Source organism: Flavobacterium denitrificans DSM 15936 (assembly GCF_000425445.1).
Classification (GTDB): domain Bacteria; phylum Bacteroidota; class Bacteroidia; order Flavobacteriales; family Flavobacteriaceae; genus Flavobacterium; species Flavobacterium denitrificans.
On record NZ_AUDL01000004.1, the window covers coordinates 410,605 to 437,034 of the forward strand.

General features: G+C 33.8%; 27 protein-coding genes. 9 read left to right on the forward strand and 18 right to left on the reverse strand.

All coding sequences use genetic code 11. The features are described 5' to 3' along the window. Nucleotides 1–110 precede the first annotated feature (110 nt). From H600_RS0101835 to H600_RS21765, 3 genes are all read left to right on the forward strand, one after another. Nucleotides 111–581 (forward strand): AraC family ligand binding domain-containing protein, encoded by a 471-nt coding sequence (locus H600_RS0101835; RefSeq protein WP_026727181.1) that lies wholly within the window; start codon nt 111–113, stop codon nt 579–581. A gap of 42 nt (nt 582–623) precedes the next feature. Then, entirely contained in the window at nt 624–908 is a 285-nt protein-coding gene (locus H600_RS0101840) for a helix-turn-helix transcriptional regulator (protein ID WP_167330290.1), read from the forward strand. A 78-nt stretch (nt 909–986) separates the two neighbouring features. Beyond that, a complete protein-coding gene (locus H600_RS21765; RefSeq protein ID WP_051234345.1) occupies nt 987–1,598 on the forward strand; it encodes a CPBP family intramembrane glutamic endopeptidase in 612 nt (203 codons plus the stop codon). A gap of 350 nt (nt 1,599–1,948) precedes the next feature. Here H600_RS21765 and H600_RS0101850 read toward each other — a convergent pair whose 3' ends face one another. The 13 genes from H600_RS0101850 to H600_RS0101920 form a co-directional block, all read right to left on the reverse strand. Then, the gene (locus tag H600_RS0101850; protein ID WP_245176528.1) at nt 1,949–3,151 is read right to left on the reverse strand and encodes a BamA/TamA family outer membrane protein; all 1,203 of its coding nucleotides are present in this window, start codon (nt 3,149–3,151) and stop codon (nt 1,949–1,951) included. Between the two features lie 33 nt (nt 3,152–3,184). Then, nucleotides 3,185–4,162 carry a SphA family protein gene (locus H600_RS0101855; protein WP_026727184.1) on the reverse strand — a complete coding sequence of 326 codons (978 nt, stop codon included), beginning with the start codon at nt 4,160–4,162 and terminating at the stop codon, nt 3,185–3,187. A gap of 75 nt (nt 4,163–4,237) precedes the next feature. Further along, complete coding sequence (locus H600_RS0101860) at nt 4,238–5,209, reverse strand: helix-turn-helix domain-containing protein (protein ID WP_245176529.1); 972 nt, start codon at nt 5,207–5,209, stop codon at nt 4,238–4,240. Nucleotides 5,210–5,559: 350 nt separating this feature from the next. Further along, nucleotides 5,560–6,141: a DUF4136 domain-containing protein gene (locus tag H600_RS0101865; RefSeq protein WP_026727186.1), complete on the reverse strand. Its 582-nt coding sequence runs from the start codon at nt 6,139–6,141 to the stop codon at nt 5,560–5,562. A 265-nt stretch (nt 6,142–6,406) separates the two neighbouring features. Then, nucleotides 6,407–7,807 carry a DUF2252 domain-containing protein gene (locus H600_RS0101875; protein ID WP_026727187.1) on the reverse strand — a complete coding sequence of 467 codons (1,401 nt, stop codon included), beginning with the start codon at nt 7,805–7,807 and terminating at the stop codon, nt 6,407–6,409. Between the two features lie 12 nt (nt 7,808–7,819). Further along, nucleotides 7,820–8,650 (reverse strand): hypothetical protein, encoded by an 831-nt coding sequence (locus H600_RS0101880; protein ID WP_026727188.1) that lies wholly within the window; start codon nt 8,648–8,650, stop codon nt 7,820–7,822. A 39-nt stretch (nt 8,651–8,689) separates the two neighbouring features. Further along, complete coding sequence (locus H600_RS0101885) at nt 8,690–9,706, reverse strand: HAD family hydrolase (protein WP_026727189.1); 1,017 nt, start codon at nt 9,704–9,706, stop codon at nt 8,690–8,692. A 66-nt stretch (nt 9,707–9,772) separates the two neighbouring features. Beyond that, on the reverse strand, nt 9,773–11,413 hold the full coding sequence (locus H600_RS0101890; RefSeq protein WP_245176530.1) for an arylsulfatase: 1,641 nt from the start codon (nt 11,411–11,413) through the stop codon (nt 9,773–9,775). A gap of 491 nt (nt 11,414–11,904) precedes the next feature. Then, nucleotides 11,905–13,338, reverse strand: coding sequence for a pyruvate kinase (pyk, locus tag H600_RS0101895; protein ID WP_026727191.1), 1,434 nt, complete (start codon nt 13,336–13,338; stop codon nt 11,905–11,907). A 5-nt stretch (nt 13,339–13,343) separates the two neighbouring features. After that, nucleotides 13,344–13,832 (reverse strand): IPExxxVDY family protein, encoded by a 489-nt coding sequence (locus H600_RS0101900; RefSeq protein ID WP_026727192.1) that lies wholly within the window; start codon nt 13,830–13,832, stop codon nt 13,344–13,346. Between the two features lie 125 nt (nt 13,833–13,957). Next, on the reverse strand, nt 13,958–14,698 hold the full coding sequence (gene rnc / locus H600_RS0101905; protein WP_026727193.1) for a ribonuclease III: 741 nt from the start codon (nt 14,696–14,698) through the stop codon (nt 13,958–13,960). A 9-nt stretch (nt 14,699–14,707) separates the two neighbouring features. Then, nucleotides 14,708–15,961, reverse strand: a complete 1,254-nt coding sequence (gene fabF, locus H600_RS0101910; RefSeq protein WP_026727194.1) for a beta-ketoacyl-ACP synthase II — start codon at nt 15,959–15,961, stop codon at nt 14,708–14,710. Between the two features lie 237 nt (nt 15,962–16,198). Continuing rightward, the gene (locus H600_RS0101920; protein WP_007137004.1) at nt 16,199–16,435 is read right to left on the reverse strand and encodes an acyl carrier protein; all 237 of its coding nucleotides are present in this window, start codon (nt 16,433–16,435) and stop codon (nt 16,199–16,201) included. Between the two features lie 175 nt (nt 16,436–16,610). Between H600_RS0101920 and purN the strand changes: the two genes are divergently transcribed. After that, nucleotides 16,611–17,189 (forward strand): phosphoribosylglycinamide formyltransferase, encoded by a 579-nt coding sequence (gene purN, locus H600_RS0101925; protein WP_026727195.1) that lies wholly within the window; start codon nt 16,611–16,613, stop codon nt 17,187–17,189. A 125-nt stretch (nt 17,190–17,314) separates the two neighbouring features. Next, complete coding sequence (rnhA, locus tag H600_RS0101930) at nt 17,315–17,791, forward strand: ribonuclease HI (protein ID WP_026727196.1); 477 nt, start codon at nt 17,315–17,317, stop codon at nt 17,789–17,791. A 48-nt stretch (nt 17,792–17,839) separates the two neighbouring features. On the opposite strand, the gene H600_RS0101935 is transcribed toward rnhA, so the two are convergent. Next, the gene (locus tag H600_RS0101935; RefSeq protein WP_026727197.1) at nt 17,840–18,190 is read right to left on the reverse strand and encodes a DUF6249 domain-containing protein; all 351 of its coding nucleotides are present in this window, start codon (nt 18,188–18,190) and stop codon (nt 17,840–17,842) included. Between the two features lie 284 nt (nt 18,191–18,474). On the opposite strand from H600_RS0101935, the gene H600_RS0101940 reads away from it, so the two are divergent. Continuing rightward, a complete protein-coding gene (locus H600_RS0101940) occupies nt 18,475–19,062 on the forward strand; it encodes an RNA polymerase sigma factor (RefSeq protein ID WP_026727198.1) in 588 nt (195 codons plus the stop codon). After that, the gene (locus H600_RS0101945) at nt 19,046–19,441 is read left to right on the forward strand and encodes a hypothetical protein (protein ID WP_026727199.1); all 396 of its coding nucleotides are present in this window, start codon (nt 19,046–19,048) and stop codon (nt 19,439–19,441) included. Before H600_RS0101940 ends, H600_RS0101945 begins: the two co-directional genes overlap by 17 nt. A gap of 5 nt (nt 19,442–19,446) precedes the next feature. Here H600_RS0101945 and H600_RS0101950 read toward each other — a convergent pair whose 3' ends face one another. Continuing rightward, a complete protein-coding gene (locus tag H600_RS0101950) occupies nt 19,447–20,022 on the reverse strand; it encodes a hypothetical protein (protein ID WP_026727200.1) in 576 nt (191 codons plus the stop codon). A 244-nt stretch (nt 20,023–20,266) separates the two neighbouring features. Here H600_RS0101950 and H600_RS0101955 point away from each other — a divergent pair, with 244 nt between their 5' ends. After that, nucleotides 20,267–21,190 (forward strand): PfkB family carbohydrate kinase, encoded by a 924-nt coding sequence (locus H600_RS0101955; RefSeq protein ID WP_026727201.1) that lies wholly within the window; start codon nt 20,267–20,269, stop codon nt 21,188–21,190. 81 nt (nt 21,191–21,271) lie between these two features. Continuing rightward, complete coding sequence (locus tag H600_RS0101960) at nt 21,272–23,170, forward strand: amidophosphoribosyltransferase (protein ID WP_026727202.1); 1,899 nt, start codon at nt 21,272–21,274, stop codon at nt 23,168–23,170. 758 nt (nt 23,171–23,928) lie between these two features. On the opposite strand, the gene H600_RS0101970 is transcribed toward H600_RS0101960, so the two are convergent. The 3 genes from H600_RS0101970 to H600_RS0101980 form a co-directional block, all read right to left on the reverse strand. Continuing rightward, a complete protein-coding gene (locus H600_RS0101970) occupies nt 23,929–24,540 on the reverse strand; it encodes a superoxide dismutase (protein WP_012023214.1) in 612 nt (203 codons plus the stop codon). Between the two features lie 139 nt (nt 24,541–24,679). Next, the gene (pth, locus tag H600_RS0101975; protein ID WP_026727204.1) at nt 24,680–25,309 is read right to left on the reverse strand and encodes an aminoacyl-tRNA hydrolase; all 630 of its coding nucleotides are present in this window, start codon (nt 25,307–25,309) and stop codon (nt 24,680–24,682) included. A gap of 509 nt (nt 25,310–25,818) precedes the next feature. Further along, nucleotides 25,819–26,430, reverse strand: coding sequence for a 50S ribosomal protein L25/general stress protein Ctc (locus tag H600_RS0101980; protein ID WP_026727205.1), 612 nt, complete (start codon nt 26,428–26,430; stop codon nt 25,819–25,821).

Below are 26,430 nucleotides of genomic sequence, written 5' to 3' on the forward strand. Positions count from 1 at the left end.
ATTAAAACCCTACAAATAATGCAACAATGAATTCTATGGAAATTATCGATATTTAAATTTTTATAATCAAATAAGTCGTATTTTAGTTCTCATAAACGCCACTTTACGAAATGTACGAACTCGAAAAAGAAACTTATTTAGGTACTACTAAAAACATCTTCAATACCCAACAGGGAATTGCAGTTGTTGAAACTGAATATCAAAAAAAGGTTTTTGAAGGCTGGCATTCACACAATAATGCACATATTACTCTTTTCTTGAAAGGTGGTACTACTGAAAAAAGAAAAAATTCCAGCCAAACATTAGGCCCTGGTTCTTTATTGTTTTATCATAGTGATGAATTGCATTTGAATCAAAATACGCTTTTTCCTTCTCGAAATATTAATATTGAAATTGAAGAAAATCTTTTAAAAGAACTTCAGATTAATGAAGCGATAATTGAAAAATCGGTACAAAATAGTGCGATGGCCAAATTTCTGATTCTGAAGATTTTTAAAGAATCTCAGTCTGCAGATATTTTTACAAATGACAATGTAACAATGTTGTTTTCGCAATTATCCCAAACCAATAATCATATTTAACATTATGAAAAAAGTCCGTTTTGGGTTAAAAGCCTGAACGAATTGTTGAATGATTGTTGGAATGAAAATCCAAATTTCAAAGATCTTGCCCAAGTTTTAAATCTAAATCCGATTACGATTTCAAAACATTTTCCGAAATATTTTGGCTGTACTTTAGGCGAATACATGCGTCGCATCAAAATAAATCGTTCGCTTTCATTGATTCAGTCCGCAGAGAGCAATTTAACTGAAATTAGTCTGTATTGCGGTTTTGCTGATCAGAGTCATTTTATCCGAACTTTTAAAAATCAAACTGGATTTTTGCCCAAACAATTTCAAAAATTATAGGGAGGCAAATTTCATTCTATTTTTTGGTAATAAGGCGATTTACATTTGTTTCAAATTAATACTTAAACCAAATTTAAAATGGAAACCCTTACTGCAAAACAAAAAATATTCAATTCTTCGGCAACTAAAATGCTTCTTGCCTTACTTATTTTTATAATAGTTGTCGTGATTGGCCAACAGATTGCCTCAAAATTACTTTCTTTGACGCCGTTCGACAAAAACGTCAGAAATCTTCTAAAAGGATTTTTTGTTTCTTCTGCCTGTATCTTGAGCTATATTCTTTTCTTTAAAAATTTTGAGAAAAGACAGATCACTGAATTTTCGTCAAAAGGTCTTGTTCAAAATCTTGCCATCGGCACCTTACTAGGTTTTGTTATGCAATCGCTGACTATTTTGATAATTTACCTTACTGGAAATTATAGCGTCTTATCAGTAAATCCTGTTTCATTTATTCTGATTCCGTTTGCTCTAATGTTTACCGTTGCTATTATTGAAGAAGTATTGGTTCGTGGCATTATCTTTAGAATCATTGAAGAAAAGCTGGGAAGCTATATTGCGCTTACCATTTCATCGTTGTTGTTTGGAATTTTACATCTCGGGAATGCACACAGCACGATTCTTTCCAGCATATGCATTACGACGGCGGGATTTTTATTTGGTGCTATTTTTATTTACAGCCGTAATTTATAGGTGCCAATCGCGTTACATTTTGCATGGAATTTTACTCAATCCGGAATTTTTGGTGCTATTACCTCTGGCAACGAAAAAACAAATAGTTTGCTAGAAGCTAAAAATACAAGGTCCAACCTTTATTACAGGTGGTGAATTTGGTCCTGAAGGCAGTATTCAAGCTATAATAATTTGTTTGATTGCAACTGTTATTCTTTTAGTATTAAACGCTAAACAAAAGAAAATTATCAAACCTTATTGGAAACAATAAAAGTTATACAATAAGCAACTATTCAACTTTGTCAAAGTTTTGAAACTTTGACAAAGTTCCAACTCAGATCAAAACTGAGACTGAAAACTGAGACTGAAAACTACCTCATCCAATTACTTCCAAAAACAACATAATACGCCCAATCTTCATTTCCTTTTGCCACATCAATTCCCATTCGAAGTTTAAATTTTCGAGCTATTAAATACCTGAAACCTGTTCCGTAGCTGTAAACAACTGGTTTGGCAAATGCTTTATCCCAATCATCAAATGCACTTGCAAGACCACCAAATCCCATTAAGCTCCATCGTCGATACAAATCCCAGCGAAACTCAAGTTCGTTTACAATACTAGTATTTCCCATATATCTAGCTGCCGGAATACCTCTTAAATTAACTCCTGGTTTAAGATAAAAAGGCGGACTCCCCAACGCCTGCTCACCCTCAATCCTGAGCCCGCCAATTAATTTATCAGTGATTGGGTAATATCCTATTGCAGACAAATTAATGCGCCAGGAATTATAATCACTTCCTATTCCTTTGTCCGACCAAAAGAAATCTGACTGAAGTCGGATTCCTTTATCTGGTGTAAATATATTATCGCGCCCGTCAAATTGAATCGCTGCTCCTAACTGACTTACCGTACTTTTAATATCACCGGGCTTAACAAACGGAGGCGGAAGATTAAAATCTGGCAGATTTATTTTAGAATTTAAAAACAAATATTGCGGTCCTGCGCTCCATTTTTCATTTTTAAATTGCTTTAACCATTGTGTATAAAAAACGGTCGATCTGAAATTCAGTTTAAATTCCTGATCATTTCCCGAAGGGAAATTATTAGCATAAAAAGACAAATTTATATCACCATAAGCTGCTGCGACACGATATAATATTTTTGGTTTTGCTAAAGTTGCAGAACGAAATGCCCCTGCCATCCAGCTTTTATTTGCAGTATACATTCCGAATCCTCCAGTTATATCTGGATTTATAAAGCGTTTTTTGCCATCTTCATCAATTACTGGCGCGCGTTTTTTAAGAAATATTGGTGCCAAAGCACCTCCAAAACCTCCTAAAGCGGGTTCAGATATAATGGCAGGAACTACCAGAAAACCGTTTGCATAAATAAGAAAATTACTTAAATCGACAGCGCCATCAAGAGAATCTTTGAAGCGCATATTTTTGGGTGTTTGTGATGTCGTTGCTGCTATTGTCTGTGAAAACATTTCGGTATAGGACAGGAGAAATACAGCGATAATTAATCTCATTTTCCAAATACTTATTCGATCAAAAAGAGCCTTTTTTTTCATTGCAAATATGTTTTACCTGTAAATAAAAATTGATTATTTCGATTGTTCTTTTTGAAAACTAAATACATGCGCAAGTGTTACAAAAAAGGTATTCCCCTGAAATCTGTTCACAGCTCCAATCTCTGAAACCCAGCGCAGTCCTGCTGTCGTTTTGCACCCAATATGAAAATAATTCATCTCAGCGCCTAAAGCTCCAACTCTGTCTTTGTGTGGTTCCAAAAGCAGTGTCCCAGCTGGTATTTCATCATTTGATACTTTATACTGTAGATAATAAATTAATCCTGCATTCAAAATTCCAGTTGGGGCAGTTTTGTCAGCATTCATTGTATAAAAAGTTTTACCCAAACCTCCTTCAATACTTAAAATGTCTCCTGTTTTTATATTAGTATCTTTCTTTTTTCCGTTAATTTCATAAGCGGCCAAAATCGAGAAATGAGTTGTTTTTTTGTCATTAAAAAACAAAGTAGTTCCTCCTGAAAATTCGTTCATGAACATTCCTAATCCGCTGTTGTTGCTTCCTCCCAACTCATATTCTCCCGTAGGAAGATACAATTGATAACTAAAAACAAAGTCTGCCCTTTTATGATGCCAGCCTAATTGAATGGGCTGTACAAGCATGTCTGTAAAAGCAAAAGAACTTTTTGAATCTACATAACTCCCCTGAATCGTGTTTGAAGCAAAAGCAACCAAAATAGTTGCACCATAATTTGCACCAAGAATTTTAAAATCACTCACATAATTTGCGCCTACACCAGTTAAAAACATATTAATATCTGGATTTGCAATGGATTTATCTCCATCGGCATTTCTTAAAGAACCTGCCCCATAAAAATATCCAGGCACATATACTGTGAGCATGTTTTCTGGAGACTGCGTTCCGGACTGCAGTCCAGAAGACCCAAGAATGTGCCCGCCCTTAAGTTGAGAATATCCTGAAAAACACATTATCATCAATAAAAACACTAAAGCTGATTTCTTGATTTGTCTATATGAATCTAATTTCTTTTTCATTTTTTTACAATTAAAATTAATGATACTTGATAATCACAATCATGTCTAAACTATGCAAAGATCAGTTTGATTTTTTTACATAATACGCACTCGTTTTTCGGGATTCATTCTGATTACTTTAAAATATTCTGAAGGTGATTTTCCGGTGTGTTTGATAAAAGCTCTAAAACACGTTGTTCTTGATTTAAAACCAGAACCCCAAGCCATTCCTTCTAAAGAAAGATCTTTCCAGTCTGGGTCATTAATTTTTTCTTTAAAATATTCAATTCTTTTCAAGTTGACATAATCTTGAAAATGAAGACCAAATTCAGAATTGATTAAATTTGAAAGATGATGTACAGATATTCCAGTTTCATCGGCAATATCTCTAATAACCAAATCTTTTTTAAGAAACAATTCCTTTGAAGCAAAAATTTCTTCCAATTGTATCAGGTATTGCCCTTTTTTTTCAATTGTCAATTCTTTGACCAATGGCATTACGTTTTTTATTTCATTTTCCTTTACTGCCATAAGATTTTCCTCAACAATTTCAAAATTATCGCTGATCTCGTTTGTATCTACATTATCATAAAATATCTGAGGTTTAAAATAAAGCCAACCCACGGTAAAAATCAGAACAAATGAAATTAATACATAACAAGACAGGTCCACTGTGTAAACATTATTCACTAAAAAGTAATGGACAAAAAGTGCCGAAAACAAAAACAATACCATTAAATTATAAACTCTTACCCAGTTTATAATTTGTAATCGGTTGAAATGATTCTTTTTAAATTTTTCCAAATCATAATTCAAAACCATCATAGTTTGGCAAAATGCATAAATAAGCCATACTGACAAACTCAACGTTGAAAACGGACTTTGGATTTTAGCTGAAATACTTTGTGCAAATGGAAAGTGAGTAATATTTCCTATCCATACGCAAAAGGTCAAACCAAAATAAACAAGGAAAGGCACAAAATGAAGCCAATCATATTTTTTAAATGCATTTTCTGTAAACAACAAATTTCGCACATACAAAAATGCACATGGTGCTACTAAAAACATAAAAGCTTTCGTGATCATAAACAGATCAGGAAAAAAATTAAAAACATTTGCTGACAAGTAAAAATTATATACACTGACAACAGCTAGACTAAATAGAAACAGACCTAAAAAAAAGCTCTTTGAGTAATTTTTTTTAGAAAACAGCACCATAAATGATGTTGCAAATCCTACCATTGTAGCCATAACGAAGAAAAGAGAAAGTACTATTTCCAGCATATATTAGTTTTTTTATAATTAATAATTGCTCTTTCTTAAAATAAAATTTAAAAGAAAGTGATGTACCATAACTCATAAAGGCTATACTTATCTTGTTTCAGATAAGTATAACGCTTTATAGAAAAATTTATAAGTTATTTTTTAGTGAGACCTGGGGGAAAGCCTTCTAATATTTTTTTGATTGCACCGGCAATAAATTCTTCCGGATTATCTGGTTTGCTATCAATTTGAGCATTTCCAATTCCTTGCCAAACCAATTTTTGGGTTTTTGTAGAAACAATATCAATTACAAGCGAGCCATCAACATAATCGTACGAATTAAATGTTGTTGTACCACCGCCCATCATAGCGCCACCGCCCCAATATCCGTATGGGCGATACATTCCGCCGTACCCATAAAAATTAGTATCGGCTGTAACTTGAGTTTTGTTTTTTAATATAGAAACTGCATTTACTTTTAAATCAGGATTATCAGAAGATTCTACAAATCCTTTTGCAGTCATTTCGGCACGAATTGCTTTAGCAACACGATCAACATTTAATTGATTTACTTGACCTTCTTGAGCTCTCAGATCATATACTGTGAAAGTTTTATATTCACTAAAATTTGCAGCGTGATCATAATCGGTGGTGACTTTTACAGTAGGGGAACAACTGTAAAATAATCCCAATAAAACTAACGGAATTATACGAAGATTTGTTCTTTTAATATTCATTGTTGTGGTATTTAAATTAATAATTAAATTAGTTTAACTCGAATGTATTAAAATCAAAAAAAATCTTTGGGCGTTAAAGCAATGTGAATTAATTGTAAAGCCAACACTAACAGCGCTTTAATATCTCCTAAAGATATATTTTTTTCTTTAATTAACATAGTTTATTGCAAAAAATCTTACTTAAAATGTTTAAAGCATTTCATTTCTGAAATTTTGATTCCTTTTAAATCTCTTTTGTTTAATTTAAACAAGTAGGTTGCGTAAATTAGACTTCTGCTGAAATTGGCAAACGTCCTTCTTTTACAGCATCGACCATTTTATTGTAATCCAATTCATTTTGATGTGCATATAGCATTGAAAATTTAGCAATTGCATTGGCAAACTCATTATTGTTTCCAATATATCCTGATAAAATCGACGGATCACCAGATCTTGCGTGTGCCCTTGCAAGAGCCCATCCGCAGGCTTTTGCGTAATCTGCCATATTTTCGGATTTCATTATTTCTATGACTGGTTTTATCTTGGCATCTCGAAGCTGGCGGATATAAAAATATTTGCCTTTATCATCATTTGTCCATCCTAAAAACATATCCGGCGCTGACTGCATTAATTTTTGCCCCATTACAATCCGCTCTCCTTGATGAGAATATTTGCCTCTCTTTTTTACATTGATTTCTAATACACTTTTTCGCGCTTCCTTAAATTGCAAAAAAATAGGTTCCCCTGTTGCCGACATTAATAAACTTATGCCACAGAGCGTTCCAACACTTCCTACACCTACAACTTTTATTGCAAAATCATGCATAGTATATCTGCTTAACAAAACTTGTTTGTCTTCTGGAAGAGATTCTATATAGCGTTTATGAACTTGTTTAGCTTCTCTTAAGGTATAACTTTCTTCGGGACCCGAAGGATGATAAATCAATGGTGGATCATCTTTTATTCTAGCTCGAATCCCATCTAAATACGTCATTTTTGCAAATTCTTTTTCATGAGCGATAGATTCGGCTGCTTTTTTTATTCGCTTTTGCTGAAATTCTTTTAGTTCTTCATCTTTTCCGAGATCGATAAGCTCAGCCAAATCAATATCAGCATACCAAATTTGAAGTGCCGATAATTTACTGTAATCGAGCATGTGCCGTTTGTAACTGTCTGCAACATGCCAAGCAAATGCTTTGCAATCTTTAGTAGAAAACTTTCGCCATTTTCCTGCAATTGCAAAACTTGTTGCCAATCTTTTTACATCCCATTCCCATGGCCCTTGAAATGTTTCATCAAAATCATTAATATCAAAAACCAATTTGCGTTCAGGAGTTGCAAAACCGCCAAAATTCATTAAATGACAATCGCCACAAAGCTGGAGTTGTATTCCTGTATTTGGCGTATTTGCTAAATCTGCCGCCATAATTGCCGCTGCTCCTCTGTAAAAAGCAAATGGCGATTCGATCATTCTTCGATAGCGAATAGGCAATAAATGTTCAAGCCTTCCGATACTTGTTTGAATCAAAATATCGACAGGATCTTCACGTTTTTCAGTCGGTATCCATTCTTGATGCGAAGAACGAGGCACCTGTTTTCTGATCGCTGCACCATTATCGTAGCGTTCTGCTTTCGATGCTAATCGATCAAAAAAACTTTCGGTACTATCTGATTCTTTTTCTGCCATGAAAATTATTTATTATGCCCCTGGAAATATAAATGCCACAACCGCTCTTAATCCCCAATCAGGTTTTATAGATTGATGCCCAACAACTGGTATTAAAGGCATAACAGCAAATTGCATCGTTTGACCTCCCAATTTTGTAATCGCACCAACATTTGGACTCACGGTAATTAGGGTAGTATTTCCTTGCCAGTTTTGCGTAATTTCGGAAGTAATTCCCAAACTCGCGCCACTTTTATAGCTATGTGTTAGAAATATTTGAGTATAAAACTGATTGAAATCGGCTCTATCGGCATTTCCTGCGACAGACCAAATTTGATTGGCTAGAAAACCAATAGAAAGTCCTTTTCCTTGATGCATGACCAAAACGCTTGGCCCAATTCCGAATTTTTCTGTTCCTAAAAGTTTTTCTGTAGCGGTTGGCACTAAAAAAGCAGGACCGGCACCAAAGATGATTCCTTTAGTTTTAGGAGCAAAAAAAGCGGTTACGGTTGCATCACTTAAACCAAACTCATGCGTATCTTGTCCAGTAACATCCTGCTGATCTACAACTGGAAGAATGTAACGGGTAATTAAATTAAGATTTTCACTTAATTTAAAAGGCACCACAGGTTGAATATTGATCTGATATTTTATTCCATTATAAGGACCAATTCCATAAGTAAGATTGTTTTGCAACGGAACGCTAATTAAACTCGCTACTGGATTTGCCATTTTATCAGCGAGTTCTTGTGCACTTGCTCCAGCTTTTGGTTCGGCTTCCTGTGCAAAACATCCCATCGATATTGCAAAAAAGAGAACACTAAAAAATAACTTATGGCTTATAAAATGCTTATTTTGTTTCATGACTATTTATTTAAAAGTTTTATCTCTTTAAAAATCAGATTACTTATCTGCAAAAACCTTTTTCCAGTCATCTTTGATACTCACAACATGATATTTATATTTTGCTGCGGTACTTAATGATAAATTATCTTTTTCCTGATAGTTGTATTCTCTAATCGAATCATTATGGTTTAAGATTAATTGAAAAGAAGGATATTTATTTCCTGAAGAATATCTCAACATAGCAAGGTCTCCTGCGCCGCCTTCATTTCCGCAGGCAAAAACTGGTCGTTGGCCAATATGCAATTGTATACCAACAGGTTTTCCTTCTTTATCATTAAAATGATCTAAAGCCGGTTCTCTGACAACTGCATTTTTAGCATCATCAAATTTATATTTGAAAGAAGTTCCAACAACTTGATCTTTCGGAATTCCGTAAAAATCCTGAGATATAGCACGAACCAATTCAATCGTTCCACCTGTAACGATAAAAGTTTTGAATCCGTTTGCACGGAGATAATCCAATAACTCTAATTGAGGCTGGTATCTGATTTTTTTTATCGGAACATTTTTGCCAGGATATTTTGCTCCAGAGAAAAACTCTTTTGTCGACGCTTCAAACTCATCTTCGGTCATGCCAGTATGCGTTGCGGCAACTAATTCTATAAGCGTTTTATCTCCACCTTTTTCAAAGAAAGTTTTATCTTTTTCGATTACGGCTTTAAAAGGCTGTTTTTGTGCTAAAGCAGGATTAGCTTCGACCATTTTTTTAACTCTATAAAAAGCAAAAAGTTCTTGAACGTATGGTTTTTCAGCCCAAAGCGTTCCATCATTATCAAAGGTTGCTATTCTGTTTTCTACCGGAATAAAATCTGGGCTTCCTTCTTTTGTTACTTTTTCAACATAAGCAATAATGTCTTTTTTTAATGCTCCGTCGTTCCAACTTGGTAATGGATCACCACTTGTAGCAACGACTGCTGTGCTGTCTTTTGGATTTACAGCCGTCTTCTCTTCTGATTTTTTACAGGAAACAAATAAAAAAAGAAGCATCGAAATTAGTACTATTTTTTTTTGCATAACAAATAATATTAAGTGAAAGAAACAGGACGTAAAAAAGCCCTGTTTCCTTTAATTATCTTTATTTTATTTTTTCTTTTTTGGAGCGTCGTCTGCCTCTTCTTTTAATTTAGGCATCACATTTTTTTCTATATATTGTTTTGCCTTAATATCTTTCATAGCTTCTTCCATAATCGTGTAAGCAGAGAAACTTGGCGGAATTGATCTTGGAGGATATTCCTTAAATGTTTCTGCAAATACCACTACATCTTGTATCGCACCATACATCATTTGCACGTGATTCAACTGCCATTCCCAAAATGAATTAGAAGTTATATCTGCTCTTTCATAAGGATCTTGGTACAAATTGAATATTTTTTGCAAACGCAGTTTCGTAAATGGTTCTGCCCAAACTCCCATTGTACCTTCAAGACGTTGTTCTGCAAAAACATATTTGTAATCGCCTTCTCTTAAACCAACTAATAAACCGTCATCATCTGTATAGAAGAATTTATCTCTGGCACTTTTTGGTGTTTTGCCTTCTAAAAATTTACTTTGATCAAAACCATCTAAATGCACTTTGTAAGTTTTTCCGTTTGCTGAATAACCTTTTAAAAGTTTATTTACAATATCTGGTTCGCCTGCAATTGAAGCAAAAGTTGGAATCCAGTCATTATGGCTCATTAACTCCGTAGTTACTGTTCCAGGTTTGATATGTCCTGGCCAACGAACGATACAAGGAACACGGAAAGCTCCTTCCCAGTTTGTGTTTTTTTCTGAACGATATGGTGTCATAGCAGCATCAGGCCATGTATTCATGTGAGGACCATTATCTGTAGAGTACACAACAATCGTATTATCAGCAATTCCTAAATCATCTAACGCTTTTAAAATACTTCCGATAGTTTCGTCATGCTCAATCATACCATCAATATATTCACTATCTCCGTGTGTGTATCTCCCTCTATGTTCTTTTCTAACATGTGTGCGAAGATGCATACGAGTGGCATTAAACCAGCAGAAAAATGGCTTTCCGGATGCACTTTGTCTTTTAATAAAGTCAATAGCAGCTGCTGATGTTTCATCATCTACAGTTTCCATTCTTTTTTTAGTAAGTGCTCCGGTATCTTCAATTTTTTGTTTTCCAACTCTTCCAAAACGAGGGTCAGTTGTTGCATCATCAACATTGGTTGCCGTACATCTTAAAACTCCTCTTGGTCCAAATTTTTTCAAATATTCGGGATCTTTTGGGTAATCTGGTAATTCTGGTTCTTCCTCTGCATTTAAGTGATACAGGTTTCCAAAGAATTCATCAAAACCATTTACAGTAGGCAAACTTTCGTTGCGGTCACCCACGTGGTTTTTACCAAACTGGCCTGTTACATAACCCAGACTTTTCATGATTCCTCCCACGGAAGGATCCAACTGGCTCATTCCCATTGGTGCTCCAGGGAAACCAACTTTTGTAAGTCCGGTTCTAAGACCATGTTGTCCAGTTAAAAAAGCGGCACGTCCAGCGGTACAGCTCTGCTCTCCGTAATAATGAAGAAATCGTAATCCTTCATTGGCCAAGCGGTCGATATTAGGTGTTGTATAACCCATTACTCCATCACTATAAGCACTAATATTAGTAGTTCCAATATCATCGCCCCAAAGTACCAGAATATTTGGTTTTTTGTTTTGGGCCGAAAGTGAGAGGCTCGAACATATTAATGCAACTATTATCATCGCATTATTAAATCTACAGTAAAACTTAAATTGTTTCATGGTAATAAAATTCGTTAATAATTAGTGTTATAAAGAGATGTACTTATAAAAGCAAAAAAAATCAGGACTTTTTCATAAATAAAATTTTCTAAGAAATCGCTGTTTCAAAGTTTTTATGATCCCTAAAAAATGTTGGAACTAAAAACAAGATTTTCTTAACTTTTATTTAAGCAACTCAAAATTAACTAATAAAAAAACCGAGAACCGTCTTTTTTCCCCCTGACATGGTTTCATTTTATAAAATGAAACGTTAAAAAAGGAACTTTGCAACAAATTGTTATACCATCTAGCAAAAGAGATTGAACAAAACAGAAAATTTTAATTATTGTAGATTATTATTTTTAAAGAAGAAATTTTTTGCGCCAATTATTAAACTTTAATTAAGCATCCTAAAAAAGGCAAAAAAAAAGCCATTCTTTCGAATGGCTTTTAGTATATCTTAAAAAAGAAAACTATTCTATTTCAGAAACTCTCATGGTATTCACCATTCCTTTATCTTTAATTGGCATAGCTGCAAGGTTAATTAAATAATCCCCTTTTGTTGCATATCCTTTATCAACTGCAATTTTGTTTACGTCAGTTACAGTATCATCTGTGCTTTCTTCATTATCATAATAGAAAGATTTAACTCCCCATAATAAATTCAATTGTGTTAAGATTCTTCTGTTTGAAGTAAATACCAAAATATGAGCTGTTGATGGTCTCCAAGCTGAAATTTGAAAAGCTGTATAACCGCTGTTTGTCAAAGTACAAATTGCTTTTGCATCAATTTCATTTGCCAATAAAGCGGCTTGGTGACAAACTGTTTTAGTAACAAAACGTTTTGTTTTGATTTGTGGTGTATTTTGAGGCACTTGGATAAGCGGAGAGTTTTCTACAGCTTCGCAAATTTGCGCCATTTTTTGAATTACTTGAACTGGATAATTTCCTGTTGCAGTTTCTCCAGACAGCATTACAGCATCAGCACCATCCATTACAGAGTTTGCTACGTCGTTTACTTCAGCTCTTGTTGGAGTCAAACTTGTAATCATTGTTTCCATCATTTGTGTTGCAACGATAACAGGAATTCTAGCCGTTTTAGCTCTGCGGATCAAATCTTTTTGTACCAATGGCACTTCGTGAGCAGGAAGTTCAACTCCAAGATCTCCACGAGCAACCATCAAACCATCGCAATATGCTACAATTTTGTCCATGTTCTCAAGAGCTTCTGGCATTTCAATTTTAGCAACGATTGGAATTTTGTACTCAGAATGCTTAGCGATTAATTCTTGTAAATCTTGTAAATCGCGTGGTGTTTTCACAAATGAAAGTGCAATCCAGTCTACTTTTTGCTCGATTGCAAAAATCGCGTCAGCAATATCTTTTTCAGTTAAAGCTGGCAAAGAGATTTTAGTGTTTGGAAGATTAACTCCTTTTTTAGATTTTAATTCTCCACCTTGAATAACTCTAGCAACAACTTCTGTTTTTTTGTCTGTTGAAACAATTTCAAAAATAAGTTTACCATCGTCAAGCAAAATACGCTCTCCCGGATTCACATCATTTGGGAAGTTTTGATATTTCATGAACACTCTTTTTGATGTTCCTATAATATCTTCAGCAGTAGTAAAAGTGATTTCGTCTCCATCGTGTACTACTGTTCCTTCTTCCATTACACCAACTCTAAGTTTTGGTCCTTGCAAATCTCCAAGGATTGCTGTGGTATAACCAAACTCTTCATTTAAGCCTCTAATGATATCGATTTTTTCCTTTACTCCTTCGTAATCTGCATGCGAAAAATTGATTCTAAACACATTAACCCCTGCCTCGATCATATCCTTGATAATCTCTCTTGTACTACATGCGGGACCAAGTGTAGCAACAATTTTGGTTTTCTTGTTTGTTAACATTTTTTTTAAAAAATTAGATTGTTTTTTGATTTTATTTTGTTTGTATCGACAGCATAAATAGCTGCAACACTCTCTATGGTATTTAATTGTTGTTGAATTTCTGAAAAATTTAGAGTTTCCTCGCTATTCTCTATTTTCAGGAAAAAATCTACTTTTTTGAATTCAGGAAGTAAATGAATTGTTGTTGAAACCTCACTTGTTTCATTAGAAAACAAATTCTGGAAATCATTTGTACTCACTGAAATGATTTCATTTTTATTCTGAATTAAATTCCATGAAACTGCTTTTTCGGAATCATAATAATAAAACCTCGAAAAATTTGCCTCTCCTTCTTTAGTCTGAGCATGAATCTCGTTTTTGCTCTTACTTAAGTTTATCGGAAGGATTTTATTGATAAAATAGGCCAGTCTATAATCTTCTAATGAAGTATGAATCGCCATTAAATAATAATCAATTTCGTCAAATTCGTCTAAATCCAATCTATGAATAGCCATGTCATGAAAAATCAAGTTGTAAATATACTATTTCTAACGGAGCATAAATAGTTATGACGTGGTTGTTTTTGTTAATTTATAAACGAAAACGTTATAGCTTTAAGATAGTTACAGCATTTTTGTAGCTATTTCTTGTCTATTTTCTCCTGAAATGCAAAATAAGCCCTTTGTGATGCTTTTTCTTCTGCCTTCTTTTTTGAAGTTGCTCGCGCTCTTGCGATTACTTTATTGTCTATACTTAATTTTACTCCAAATAAGCGCTGACCATCAATACCGTTATCCTCAAAAATGTCATAATGAAAGACTCTCTTTTCTTTCTGACACCATTCGATAACCAAACTTTTATAACTAATTACTTTTCCTTCAAGTCGAGCAATATCAACATAAGGCGTAATCACTCTTTTTTGAATAAAACGCTCGCAGAAGGAATATCCTTTGTCCAAATAAATGGCTCCAACTAATGATTCGAAAATATTGCCATGAATGTTTTCTCCAAAATGTTGAATTGGCACTTTGCTCTCCACAAAGCGAACCAAATTTAAATCTTTTCCGAGTTCATTCAAATGTTCGCGACTCACGATTTTCGAACGCATTTTTGTCAAATACCCTTCGTCTCCATTTGGCGCTTTATTAAATAAATGTGCAGCAATTACGGCACTTAACATGGCATCACCCAAAAACTCCAATCGCTCGTAATTTATTGGTTGTCCGTGTTCATCTAACTTATTTGATGATCGATGTGTAAAGGCTTTTCTATAAAATTCAATATTGACCGGCGGAAAACCAAGAATTTTCTGAATAGTGTCAAAAAAAATCCCGTCTTCTAGAGAACGGGATTTAGAAAATATTTTTTTGATAATATTCATATACGAAAATTAGTCAACAAATTTTTTAAACAATACACATGCATTGTGCCCACCAAAACCAAAAGTATTGCTCATAGCAACATTAACCTCTCTTTTTTGAGGTTTGTTTAAGGTAAGATTCAAAGATGGATCAATTTTTTCATCCACAACACTATGGTTAATCGTTGGAGGAACAATTCCATGTTGCATTGCCAAAATCGAAGCAATAGCCTCAATAGCTCCAGCTGCACCAAGCAAATGTCCTGTCATTGATTTTGTTGAATTGATATTGATATTTTTAGCGTGATCACCAAAAACTGCACTAATTGCTTTTAACTCGGCAACGTCTCCTAGAGGAGTTGAAGTTCCGTGAGTGTTGATGTGATCAACTTGATCAGGTGTCATTCCAGCATCTCTTAAAGTATTTTCCATTACGGCAATAACTCCAATTCCTTCTGGGTGTGGCGCTGTTAAGTGGTATGCATCAGATGACATTCCACCGCCACCAATTTCGCAATAGATTTTTGCACCTCTTGCTTTTGCATGCTCATAATCTTCAAGAACCAAAGCTCCTGCTCCTTCACCTAAAACAAAACCATCTCTGGTTGCGTCAAAAGGTCTTGAAGCTGTTTCTGGACTTTCGTTTCTTGTAGATAAAGCGTGCATTGAGCTAAAACCTCCCATACCTGCAATGGTAACAGCAGCTTCAGATCCTCCAGATACAATAACATCACACATTCCTAAACGAATGTAGTTGAAAGCATCAATTAATGCATTTGCAGAAGATGCACATGCAGAAACTGTTGTATAATTTGGCCCCATATAACCATTACGCATAGAAATATGTGCAGGCGCAATATCAGCGATCATTTTTGGAATAAAAAACGGATTGAATTTTGGAGTCCCATCGCCTTTCGCATAATACATTACTTCTTCTTGAAAAGTCTCTAAACCGCCAATACCTGCTCCCCAGATAACACCAACTCTTTGTTTGTTTAGGTTATCATTTGTGATTCCAGCATCTTTAATAGCTTCATCACTGGCAGCAATTGCATATTGAGCAAATTTATCTAGTCTTCGAGATTCCTTGCGATCCATGTAATCTTCAATATTGAAGTTTTTCACTTCGCAGGCAAATTTCGTTTTATGCTTCTCTGTATCATAATATGTGATAGGAGCGGCTCCGCTTACTCCATTCACAAGTGCATTCCAATATTCCTGGATATTATTCCCAATAGGAGTAAGTGCACCTAATCCTGTTACAACAACTCGCCTTAATGCCATAAATTTGTATTTTGTACTTTAAACAAATAAAACCCACGCTTTCTTAACATAATGTTACTTAAGAGCCATGGGCATTACAATATAAATATATCTTATTGATTGAAAATCAATCGAATTTTAATTTTAAAAAAAAATAATAACACCCGACTCTTAAAAATTTCAAAAATCAAAAAACAAATTCCAACTGGAATATGGAATTTCAAAAATTGGGATTTTTAGAAATCGGGTGTGGTATTATTATTTTTTTGCTTCCTCGATATAAGAAATAGCTTGACCTACAGTAGCAATGTTTTCTGCTTGATCGTCTGGAATTTGAATATCAAATTCTTTTTCGAATTCCATAATAAGCTCAACAGTGTCTAATGAGTCAGCTCCTAAATCATTAGTGAAGCTTGCTTCTGTTACAACTTCGTTTTCGTCAACACCTAATTTGTCTACGATAATCGCTTTTACTCTTGATGCAATGTCTGACATAATCTTTAATTTTAGAATTTAATTTGTTGGCAAAAATAAAAAACTTTATTTTAAAACAACTATTTAGTTTATAAATGTAACACTAATTTATAAAATTAATTTCAAGAAAGGTCTTTTAAAGCTATTTATTTTCGATTTTTATTCCGTTTTTTGCATTCTCAAAACACACAACTTTATGAAAAAAATTATTGTTTTTGCCTCAGGATCAGGAAGTAACGCAGAGAACATTATAAAATATTTTTCGAACACCGAAATTGCAAAGGTGGTTTCTGTTTTTACAAATAATGCTTCGGCAAAAGTGATTGAAAGAGCAAAAAATCATCAAATTCCTGTCGAAATCTTCTCAAAAAATGAACTTTTAGAAGGAATTGTATTACAAAAAGTACAGGAAATCGACCCAGATTTGATAATCTTGGCTGGTTTTTTACTGAAATTTCCAGAAAACATAATCGAACAATATCCTAATAAGATAATCAACATACACCCAGCACTTTTGCCTAATTATGGAGGCAAGGGAATGTACGGAATGCACATTCATAGAGCAATTGTTAATAATAAGGAGAAAGAAACCGGAATCTCTATTCATTATGTAAATGAAAACTACGATGAAGGCGCTATTATCTTTCAAGCCAATGTAGCACTAACAGACGAAGACACACCAGAAACAGTGGCAGAAAAGATTCATGAACTGGAACAAAAACACTTTCCTGAAATTATTCACCGAATATTAGAAGATTCAAATTCTAAAATTTAAACCATATAAGTTATATAAGACAATTTAAGTTTACGCATAAATAATTATTATCATATTTGACAAAGTAATATAAGCCTTAATATTTCAATGAACTTATATCACTTATATGGTAAAAAAATAAATAAATGAATCACGAAGTACATATATATACAGATGGCGCGGCAAAAGGAAATCCTGGCAACGGCGGTTACGGCGTGGTTATGGAATTGGTAGGAACTCCACATAAAAAAGAATTCTACGAAGGCTTTCGCTTGACAACTAATAACCGAATGGAACTTTTGGCTGTAATTGTTGGCTTGGAAAAACTGAAAAAAGAAAACATGAAAGTTTTGGTAATTTCTGATTCCAAATACGTTGTCGATTCTGTCGAAAAAAAATGGGTTTTGGGCTGGGAAAAAAAGAAATTTGCCGGAAGAAAAAATCCAGATTTATGGAAACGCTTTTTAGTTTCATATCGAAAACATCAGGTAGATTTCAAGTGGATCAAAGGCCACAACAATCATCCGCAAAATGAGCGCTGTGATCAACTTGCCGTTATGGCATCTATGCAATCGAAACTTTCTATTGATGAATATTATGAAACCATTGGTTCTAAAGAATAAAAAAACGCATCAAATATTTGATGCGTTTTTCATTTCTAACTTAAAAATCTATTCTTCTTTATCTATGTCTTTTGCTGTTTTAAATCCTGTTAAAAGACCTATTCCGGCCATTATAAAAATAATTGAAGGATAAACGGCATCATCGTCTAGAGATGTATAAGTTGTTATTAACAAAGCAAGGAAAATTCCAACACCGCTTCCTATTAATAGGAAGGCAACGTTTACAACAAAGATTTTCCATGCCGAACTTCCTTTGGTTCTTCCTTTTAAAAATATACTCGCATCGGCACCTTTTTCTATAAGAGCCAAACGTTCTCTGTTTCTTGTTGAGTAAAAAAGATAGACAATCCCAAAGATCATCGCAAAAAGGCTAAGTGGTACTAAAACTTGTGGTCCCATAATTTTTATGTTTTTATAATTGATTGATACTCGATATGACGATACCTTTTAAATTGAGGTTACAGCTTTTCGGAAAAAATTTCAAAATTTAAATCTTAAATTCCAAAACATGCTGATTATGAGTTAATTTTGAGTGTGTTTTTTCGTATTGCCAACTTTGTCAAAGTTTAAAACTTTGACAAAGTTCTAACCGATCTAACATTAGAATTTGGGATTTTAAATAATTGCAATTTATTTTTCAAAATTCTTGTAACCTAAAATAATAAACCGTCGTCCTATATAATATGAGTACTTTGAATGATCAACATTATATCGATAGAATCCTGCAGGGCGAAACAAATTTGTTTGCCGTGCTGATCGACCGTTATAAGGATATGATTTTTACATTGTCGCTCAAAATGGTTAAAAATAGAGAAGAAGCCGAAGAAGCAGCGCAAGACACTTTTATTAAAGTATATAATTCTTTGAGCAAGTTTAAAGGCGATTCTAAATTTTCAACCTGGATTTATAAAATCTCTTATAATAATTGTTTAGACCGATTGAAGAAAAACAAAAAAGAAGATTTAAATATTTCCATAGATGAATTTTCCTCGCATTTAGTAAAAACAATGGACAATGCTTTGAGCGCTTTAGTGGACACAGAACGAAAGCAGGCAATTCAAAATTGTTTAAATTTGTTACCAAGTGATGACAATTTTCTTTTAACGTTGTTTTATTTTGAAGATCAAAGTTTAGAAGAAATTGGCAAAATCATGAATATAAATGCTAATAATGTCAAAGTGAAATTATTTAGAAGCCGACAAAAATTAGCTACCATTTTAAAGAAGCAGTTAGAACCCGAAATAGTTGAGTATTATGAAAGAGAGCGATAAAAACTTAGAAAATCTTATTGATAAAATGATGGCCGAAAACACTTTGCAATCGCCATCTGCCGACTTTACTTCGAACTTAATGTCGCAAATTCTTGTTGCCGAAAAAGCAAAAATCAAACCTTATAAACCTTTGATTTCAACATCAATGTGGATATTTATTGGAACTAGCATAGCACTTTTGGTCCTTTATAATATTCTTTTTGCGGGAACAGAAACTAATTTAGAAATAGGAAAAGAGTACACAGATAAAATTACCTCAATCTTTTCGGGAATTCATATTTCTAAAAACATATTGTATGCTTTTATGATTGTTCCTTTTATGATGCTGATTCAAATTGGGGTTTTGAAAAATTATTTCGATAAGAAGTATCAGTTGTAGAATTATTATTTAAAAGAATCTTCTCTTTTTCGAATATAATCGATTCCCAGATAACAATCTGAACTTATATCATAACCATTTTTAAATAAAATATAAACTACAGTTGAGTATTCATCTTCTTTTATGATTTTCCTATTAAGTGCTAATCTTTTTGAAACTGTTTCTCTTGAATACTTTTTCAAAAAACTATTAAAACCTAAATCGGTATATTCTTCTTCTATATTTGGGTTTAGTTTAAAACTTTCTAAATAAGTTGGTTTTTTATATAATCTCTTATCTAAAACAAATTCATGATTTAAAACAGCATCTAAAAAGCTTTCAAATGAATTAAATTCTTTAGAATAATATCCTTTATAAAGGAATAATAATTCACCCACACTACTTAACAAAATTTCATTATTATTTGTTAGGACATATAAATCTGAAAATGATGCCGGAGGTGGCGGTAATCTTATGACTCCATTTTTAACTTCACCTGGATCAGCCAACTTCTCAATCATTTCCTCAGAAAAATTAAGCTCTTTTCGTTCACAAGAAATCAAAAGACAAAACAGCATTATTAAGGTTATAATTTTCTTCATAAATGAGATTTGAGGTTGAAACAAATCTAATGAAAATTTTCAGCGTTTTTTCCAAAATAAATATTGCAATTTAATTCTGAAAATGATATTTTGAGCACTCAAAAGAACCTCAGATAATTTACTCATTTACAATAGTTTTAAGCCCGAAATCGATATCTTTTTTTTAAGAAAATTTTGAGAACCTAAAGCATTGCAATATTGTAACTTATAGAGTATCTTTGCACCCTAATTCGAAATTCATAAAATGAATAAACTATTGATTGTTGGAACAGTTGCTTTCGACGCGATTGAAACTCCTTTCGGAAAAACAGATAAAATTTTAGGTGGTGCTGCAACCTACATCGGATTATCAGCGTCATTTTTTAACTTGCAATCGGCTATTGTTTCTGTAGTTGGTGATGATTTTCCTCAAGAACATTTAGATTTATTGACTTCAAAAAATATCGATATCTCTGGTATCGAAATTGTAAAAGGCGGTAAAACTTTTTTCTGGAGTGGTTTATACCACAACGATTTAAATTCTAGAGACACTCTTGTAACTGAGCTGAACGTTTTAGCTGATTTTCAGCCAAAAGTTCCTCAAAACTACAAAGATGCTGATGTTGTGATGTTAGGAAACTTACATCCATTAGTTCAAAGCAGTGTTTTAGACCAAATGGAGAAAAAACCAAAATTAGTTGTTTTAGACACAATGAACTTTTGGATGGACTGCGCTCTTCCTGAACTATTAGACGTTATCAAACGTGTAGATGTTATTACAATCAATGACGAAGAAGCAAGACAACTTTCCGGTGAATATTCATTAGTGAAAGCTGCAGCTAAAATCCAGGACATGGGACCAAAATATGTGGTGATCAAAAAAGGAGAGCACGGCGCACTTTTATTCCATAATAGAGAAGTGTTTTTTGCACCAGCTTTACCACTAGAAGATGTTTTTGATCCAACTGGAGCAGGAGACACTTTCGCAGGTGGTTTCTCAGGATTCATTGCACAAAGCGAAAACATTTCGTTTGGCAACATGAAGAATGCAATTATTTACGGTTCAAATTTAGCTTCGTTCTGCGTAGAGAAATTTGGAACCGAAAGGATGGAAAATTTAAGCAAAGCCGAAGTAGCGATTCGATTACAGCAATTTAAGTCGTTAACTCAGTTTGACATAGAAATATAATGCCTAAGAGCCTCGGTCAAACGGGGCTTTTTTTATTACGTTAATACACACAACTTACACAACAACACAAAACAAAAAACAATGAGCGACGCTTTAAAACACGAATGTGGTATAGCCTTAGTTAGACTTCTTAAACCGCTTGAATATTATAAAGAAAAATACGGAACTGCTTTCTACGGAATCCAGAAAATGTATTTAATGATGGAAAAACAGCACAACCGTGGGCAAGACGGAGCTGGTTTTGCAAGCATTAAACTGGATGTTGAACCTGGGCAACGCTATATCAGCAGAGTTCGTTCTAATCATTCACAGCCAATTCAGGATGTTTTTAAACAAATCAATGAGCGAATCAGCGAGGAGTTAAAAGCAAAACCTGAAATCGCTGACGATATTCATAAAATAAAATCAGAAATTCCATATGTTGGCGAATTGTTTTTAGGACACGTTCGTTACGGAACTTTCGGAAAAAACAGCATCGAAAGTGTTCACCCATTTTTGCGTCAAAGCAACTGGATGCACCGTAATCTGATTTTAGCAGGTAACTTTAACATGACAAATGTTAAAGAACTTTTCGAAAATCTTGTTGAGCTGGGACAACATCCAAAAGAAATGGCGGATACTGTTACGGTAATGGAAAAAATTGGTCACTTTTTAGATAAAGAAGTAATGCAATTGTACCAAGACTGCAAAGCTGAAGGTTATTCTAAAAGAGAAGCTTCGCCTGTAATTGCAGAAAGATTAGATATTGCAAAAATATTAGCTCGTTCTGCTAAAAATTTAGATGGAGGTTACGCAATGGCCGGATTATTAGGTCATGGTGATGCATTCGTTTTTAGAGATCCTGCAGGAATTCGTCCAGCTTACTTCTATCAGGATGATGAAGTAGTAGTAGTAGCTTCTGAAAGACCAGTTATTCAAACTGTATTTAATGTACCTTTTGAAAGTGTTCAGGAAATCGATCCAGGAAATGCTTTGATCATTAAGAAAAATGGAAATGTTTCTATGAATCAGATCTTAGAACCAACCGTTAAAAAAGCATGTTCATTTGAAAGAATTTATTTCTCAAGAGGAAGTGATGCTGAAATTTATCAAGAACGTAAAAACTTAGGAAAATTAATTTTGCCTGCTGTTCTTAAAGCAATTGACAACGATACAGACAATACAGTTTTCTCTTATATTCCAAATACAGCTGAAACTTCATTTTATGGTTTAGTTGAAGCTGCGCAAGATTTCTTGAACCAAAGAAAAAACAATTATATTCTAGAAAATAGGAATACGCTTACTGCAGAAACACTTCAGGAACTTTTAGCTGTAAAAATACGTACAGAAAAAGTGGCAATTAAAGACGCTAAACTTAGAACTTTTATTACTGAAGACAGCAGTCGTGACGATTTGGTCGCACACGTTTATGACGTTACTTACGGCGTAATCAAACCAGAAGACAATTTGGTTATTATTGACGACAGTATCGTTCGTGGTACGACATTAAAAATGAGCATCATCAAAATGATGGATCGTTTGAATCCAAAACGTATCGTAATTGTTTCTTCTGCTCCGCAAATCCGCTACCCGGATTGTTACGGAATTGATATGGCAAAATTAGAAGGTTTAGTTGCCTTTAGAGCAGCACTCGCTTTATTGAAAGAAAGAAACCTTTACCATATTGTAGATGAAGTTTACGCTAAATGTAAAGCACAAGAAAATTTCGCAGATCAAGATGTTGTAAATTATGTAACTGAAATTTACAGCCAATTTACAGATGAAGAAATTTCAGATAAAATTGCAGAAATGTTAAGCTCTCCAGAGATTAATGCCGAAGTAAAGATTATTTTCCAGACAGTAGAAGATCTTCACGTTGCATGTCCTAAAAATTTAGGAGATTGGTACTTTACAGGAGATTATCCAACTCCTGGAGGAAACCGTGTTGTGAATCGTGCATTCATGAATTTTTACGAAGGAAAAGACGCTAGAGCATACTAAAAACTATTAATGAAAAGTTAATTTGTGCATTTCATCGATTATTTTTGCCGTTCATCCTGTTTGTTTGGTAAAAATGAAAAGCTACAATACTTTTGGGAAACCATAACATTAGTAGGTTAAGTTTATGGTAGATTTGGGGCAAAAAGGGTGCAAGCAATTGCACCTTTTTTATTTTATTCAGATAAGTACTTACAAAACAGACTCCTACAATCACTTCGTCGAAAATATCGACCATTCATCTAAAAAGTTTTTTTTTCAAATATACTCGCCATACATTTACTGAACCATAACATTAGTAGGTTAAGTTTATGGTAGATTTGGGGCAAAAAAGGCGGAAGAGATTCCGCCTTTTTTATTTTCTTTTTTTAGATAAAAGAACAAAGAAAATAGAAGAAAGAATTTTAAAAAATGAGTATAAAAAAACGAACACTGTGTGCTCGTCTTTTTTTTATAATCTATATTCTTTACTCTATTTTCTTTTTAGCTTACTTAATCGGATATATTTGCCATTCGTCTAAAAAAGTTTTTTATAAAATATAGTCATCATACATTTACTGAACCATAACATTAGTAGGTTAAGTTTATGGTAGATTTGGGGCAAAAAAGGCGGAAGAGATTCCGCCTTTTTTATTTTTTCCTTTTTAGATAAAAGAAAATAGATTATAGAGAATAGAATAAAGACGAAAATATAAAACACAAAAAAAGACGAATAACAATTAAGTCATCCGTCTTTTTTCTTTGTTCTTTACTCTATCTTCTTATTTATCTAAAGCAAATCTTCTTGCAACTTCTGTCCAGTTAATTACGCTGAAGAAAGCTTCAATATAATCTGGTCTTCTGTTTTGGTAGTTTAAGTAGTAAGCGTGCTCCCAAACATCCATTCCTAAGATTGGAGTTCCACCGTGACCAGCAACTTCTGGCATTAATGGATTATCTTGATTTGGAGTTCCTACAACTTCTAATTTTCCTCCTTTTTGAACTGTTAACCAAGCCCATCCAGAACCGAATTGAGTTGCTCCAGCTTTAGCAAATTTTGCTTTAAATTCTTCGAAAGATCCAAAAGAAGACTCAATAGCCGCTAACAAATCACCTGTTGGCAATCCTCCTCCGTTTGGAGACATTACCGTCCAGAATAAATTGTGGTTGTAAAAACCTCCACCATTGTTACGAACTGCAGCGTTAGATTTATCTAAGTTAATCAATATGTTTTCAATTGTTTTTCCTTCTAAATCTGTACCTGCAATTGCAGCGTTAAGATTTGTTGTATATGCATTGTGGTGCTTTGTATGATGGATTTCCATTGTACGTGCATCAATATGTGGTTCTAATGCATCATATGCATAAGGTAATTGTGGTAATTCAAAAGCCATGATATTAGGATTTTTATTGTTTATAATAATTTATTCCAAATTTAGACATTTAACTTTGGAATTGAAAATACTATTTAGTTATAATTCAATTAAAATAATCGATAAATTGTTTTTTTAAACGTTAAATACCTGAAAATATTTACTTTCCGTTGAAAGCTGTCATTGTATTTTCTAAACCGGCAGTTCCAAAAGATTTTATGATTTCAGATGAAATTTCTAATCTTTCAGGCAATTTCGAATTTTCTTCATCGTTCCATTCTCCTAAAACATAATCAACTTGTTGGCCTTTTTTGAATTGATCGCTGATTCCGAATCTAAAACGAGTATAGTTTTGTGTATTTAAAACCAAATTGATGTTTTTAAGTCCGTTATGACCTCCGTCGCTTCCCTTTGGCTTGATTCGGATTGTTCCGAATGAAAGATTTAAATCGTCTGTAATTACTAAAACATTCTCTAACGGAATATTTTCTTTATCCATCCAATATTTTACGGCTTTTCCACTTAAGTTCATGTAAGTGTTTGGTTTTAAAAGAAGAAAGGTTCTTCCTTTAAACTTATATTCGGCTAAAGATCCTAGTTTTACAGTTTCGAAAGACAAACCTTCTTTTCTTGCTAAAAAATCCAGTACTTTAAATCCGATATTGTGTCGTGTGTTTACGTATTCAGCGCCGATGTTTCCTAATCCTACGATTAAATATTTTTTCATATTGTCTTCTGTGTTCTCTTCGTTTTGTGTTGATGAAAACAGTTTTGCGATCCATTTTATCATTTGGCAAAAATAAGTTTAATTAGGGAATGTAACAATTAGATAATTTGAAAATGTGAAAATTAGATAATTATCTGTTGGTTGATTTTAACCACAGGGGTCGCAAGGGTTTTGCATAAAGTCGCTAAGAAAATATCTCTCGCAGATTTAGCTGATTTTTCCTTAGCATCTTAGTCCCGATAGCTATCGGGATAGAAGCTTATGAAAAAGATACTTTCTCGCTAGCCCTGACAGGAGCGGTATCCTTTTTCTGGCTTCTTTAGCCAGGAAAAGATTTAGTGGATGGCAGGAACGTCACTACTTTTAAAAACGGAGATTTTCTGCTTCAAAAAATTATTAATGCGACAATTAGAGAATATGATAATTAAATGATTTAAAAAGACTTCGACTTCACCCAGCCCGATATTGAGAAAAAAAAACTTAGCATCTTAGCATCTTAGGAACTTAGAAGCTTAAAAAGAAAAAAGCCCCAATCGAAAGATTGAGGCTTTTGTATAGAGTTTGAAAAAAAATTATTTTTTCTTTCCTTTTGCAGGAGCTTTTGCAGCTTTTGCAGCCTCTTGAGCAGCTTTCATAGCAGCACGAGAGATTCTTACTTGACAAACAACAGTGTTGTCTGGGTGCATAATTTTGTACTCTGGTTTTCCAACTTTAGTAACGTATAATTTGTTACCCATTTCAAGTGGAGTGATGTCAGCTTCAACAAAATCAGGAAGATTTGCTGGTAAAGCTTTAACTTTTAGTTTACGTTGGTTTAAACGTAAAACACCTCCCGCAAGAACACCTTTAGATGTACCAACGATTTTCACAGGAACTTCCATTGTGATTTCTTTATCATCAAATAATTGGAAGAAGTCGATGTGTAAAATTTTGTCAGTTACAGGGTGAACTTGGATATCTTGCAAAATTGCATTGAATGATTTTCCTTTTCCAAGCTCAATCACAACTGTGTGTGCGTTTGGAGTGTAAACCAAGTTTTTGAACGCTGCAGCGTCTGCTGAGAAGTGTACTGCTTGATTTCCTCCGTATAACACGCAAGGAACCGCTCCAGCATTACGTAAGGCTTTAGTTGACACTTTGCCCACGCTTTCTCTTTCTGATCCTTTAATTGTAATCGATTTCAT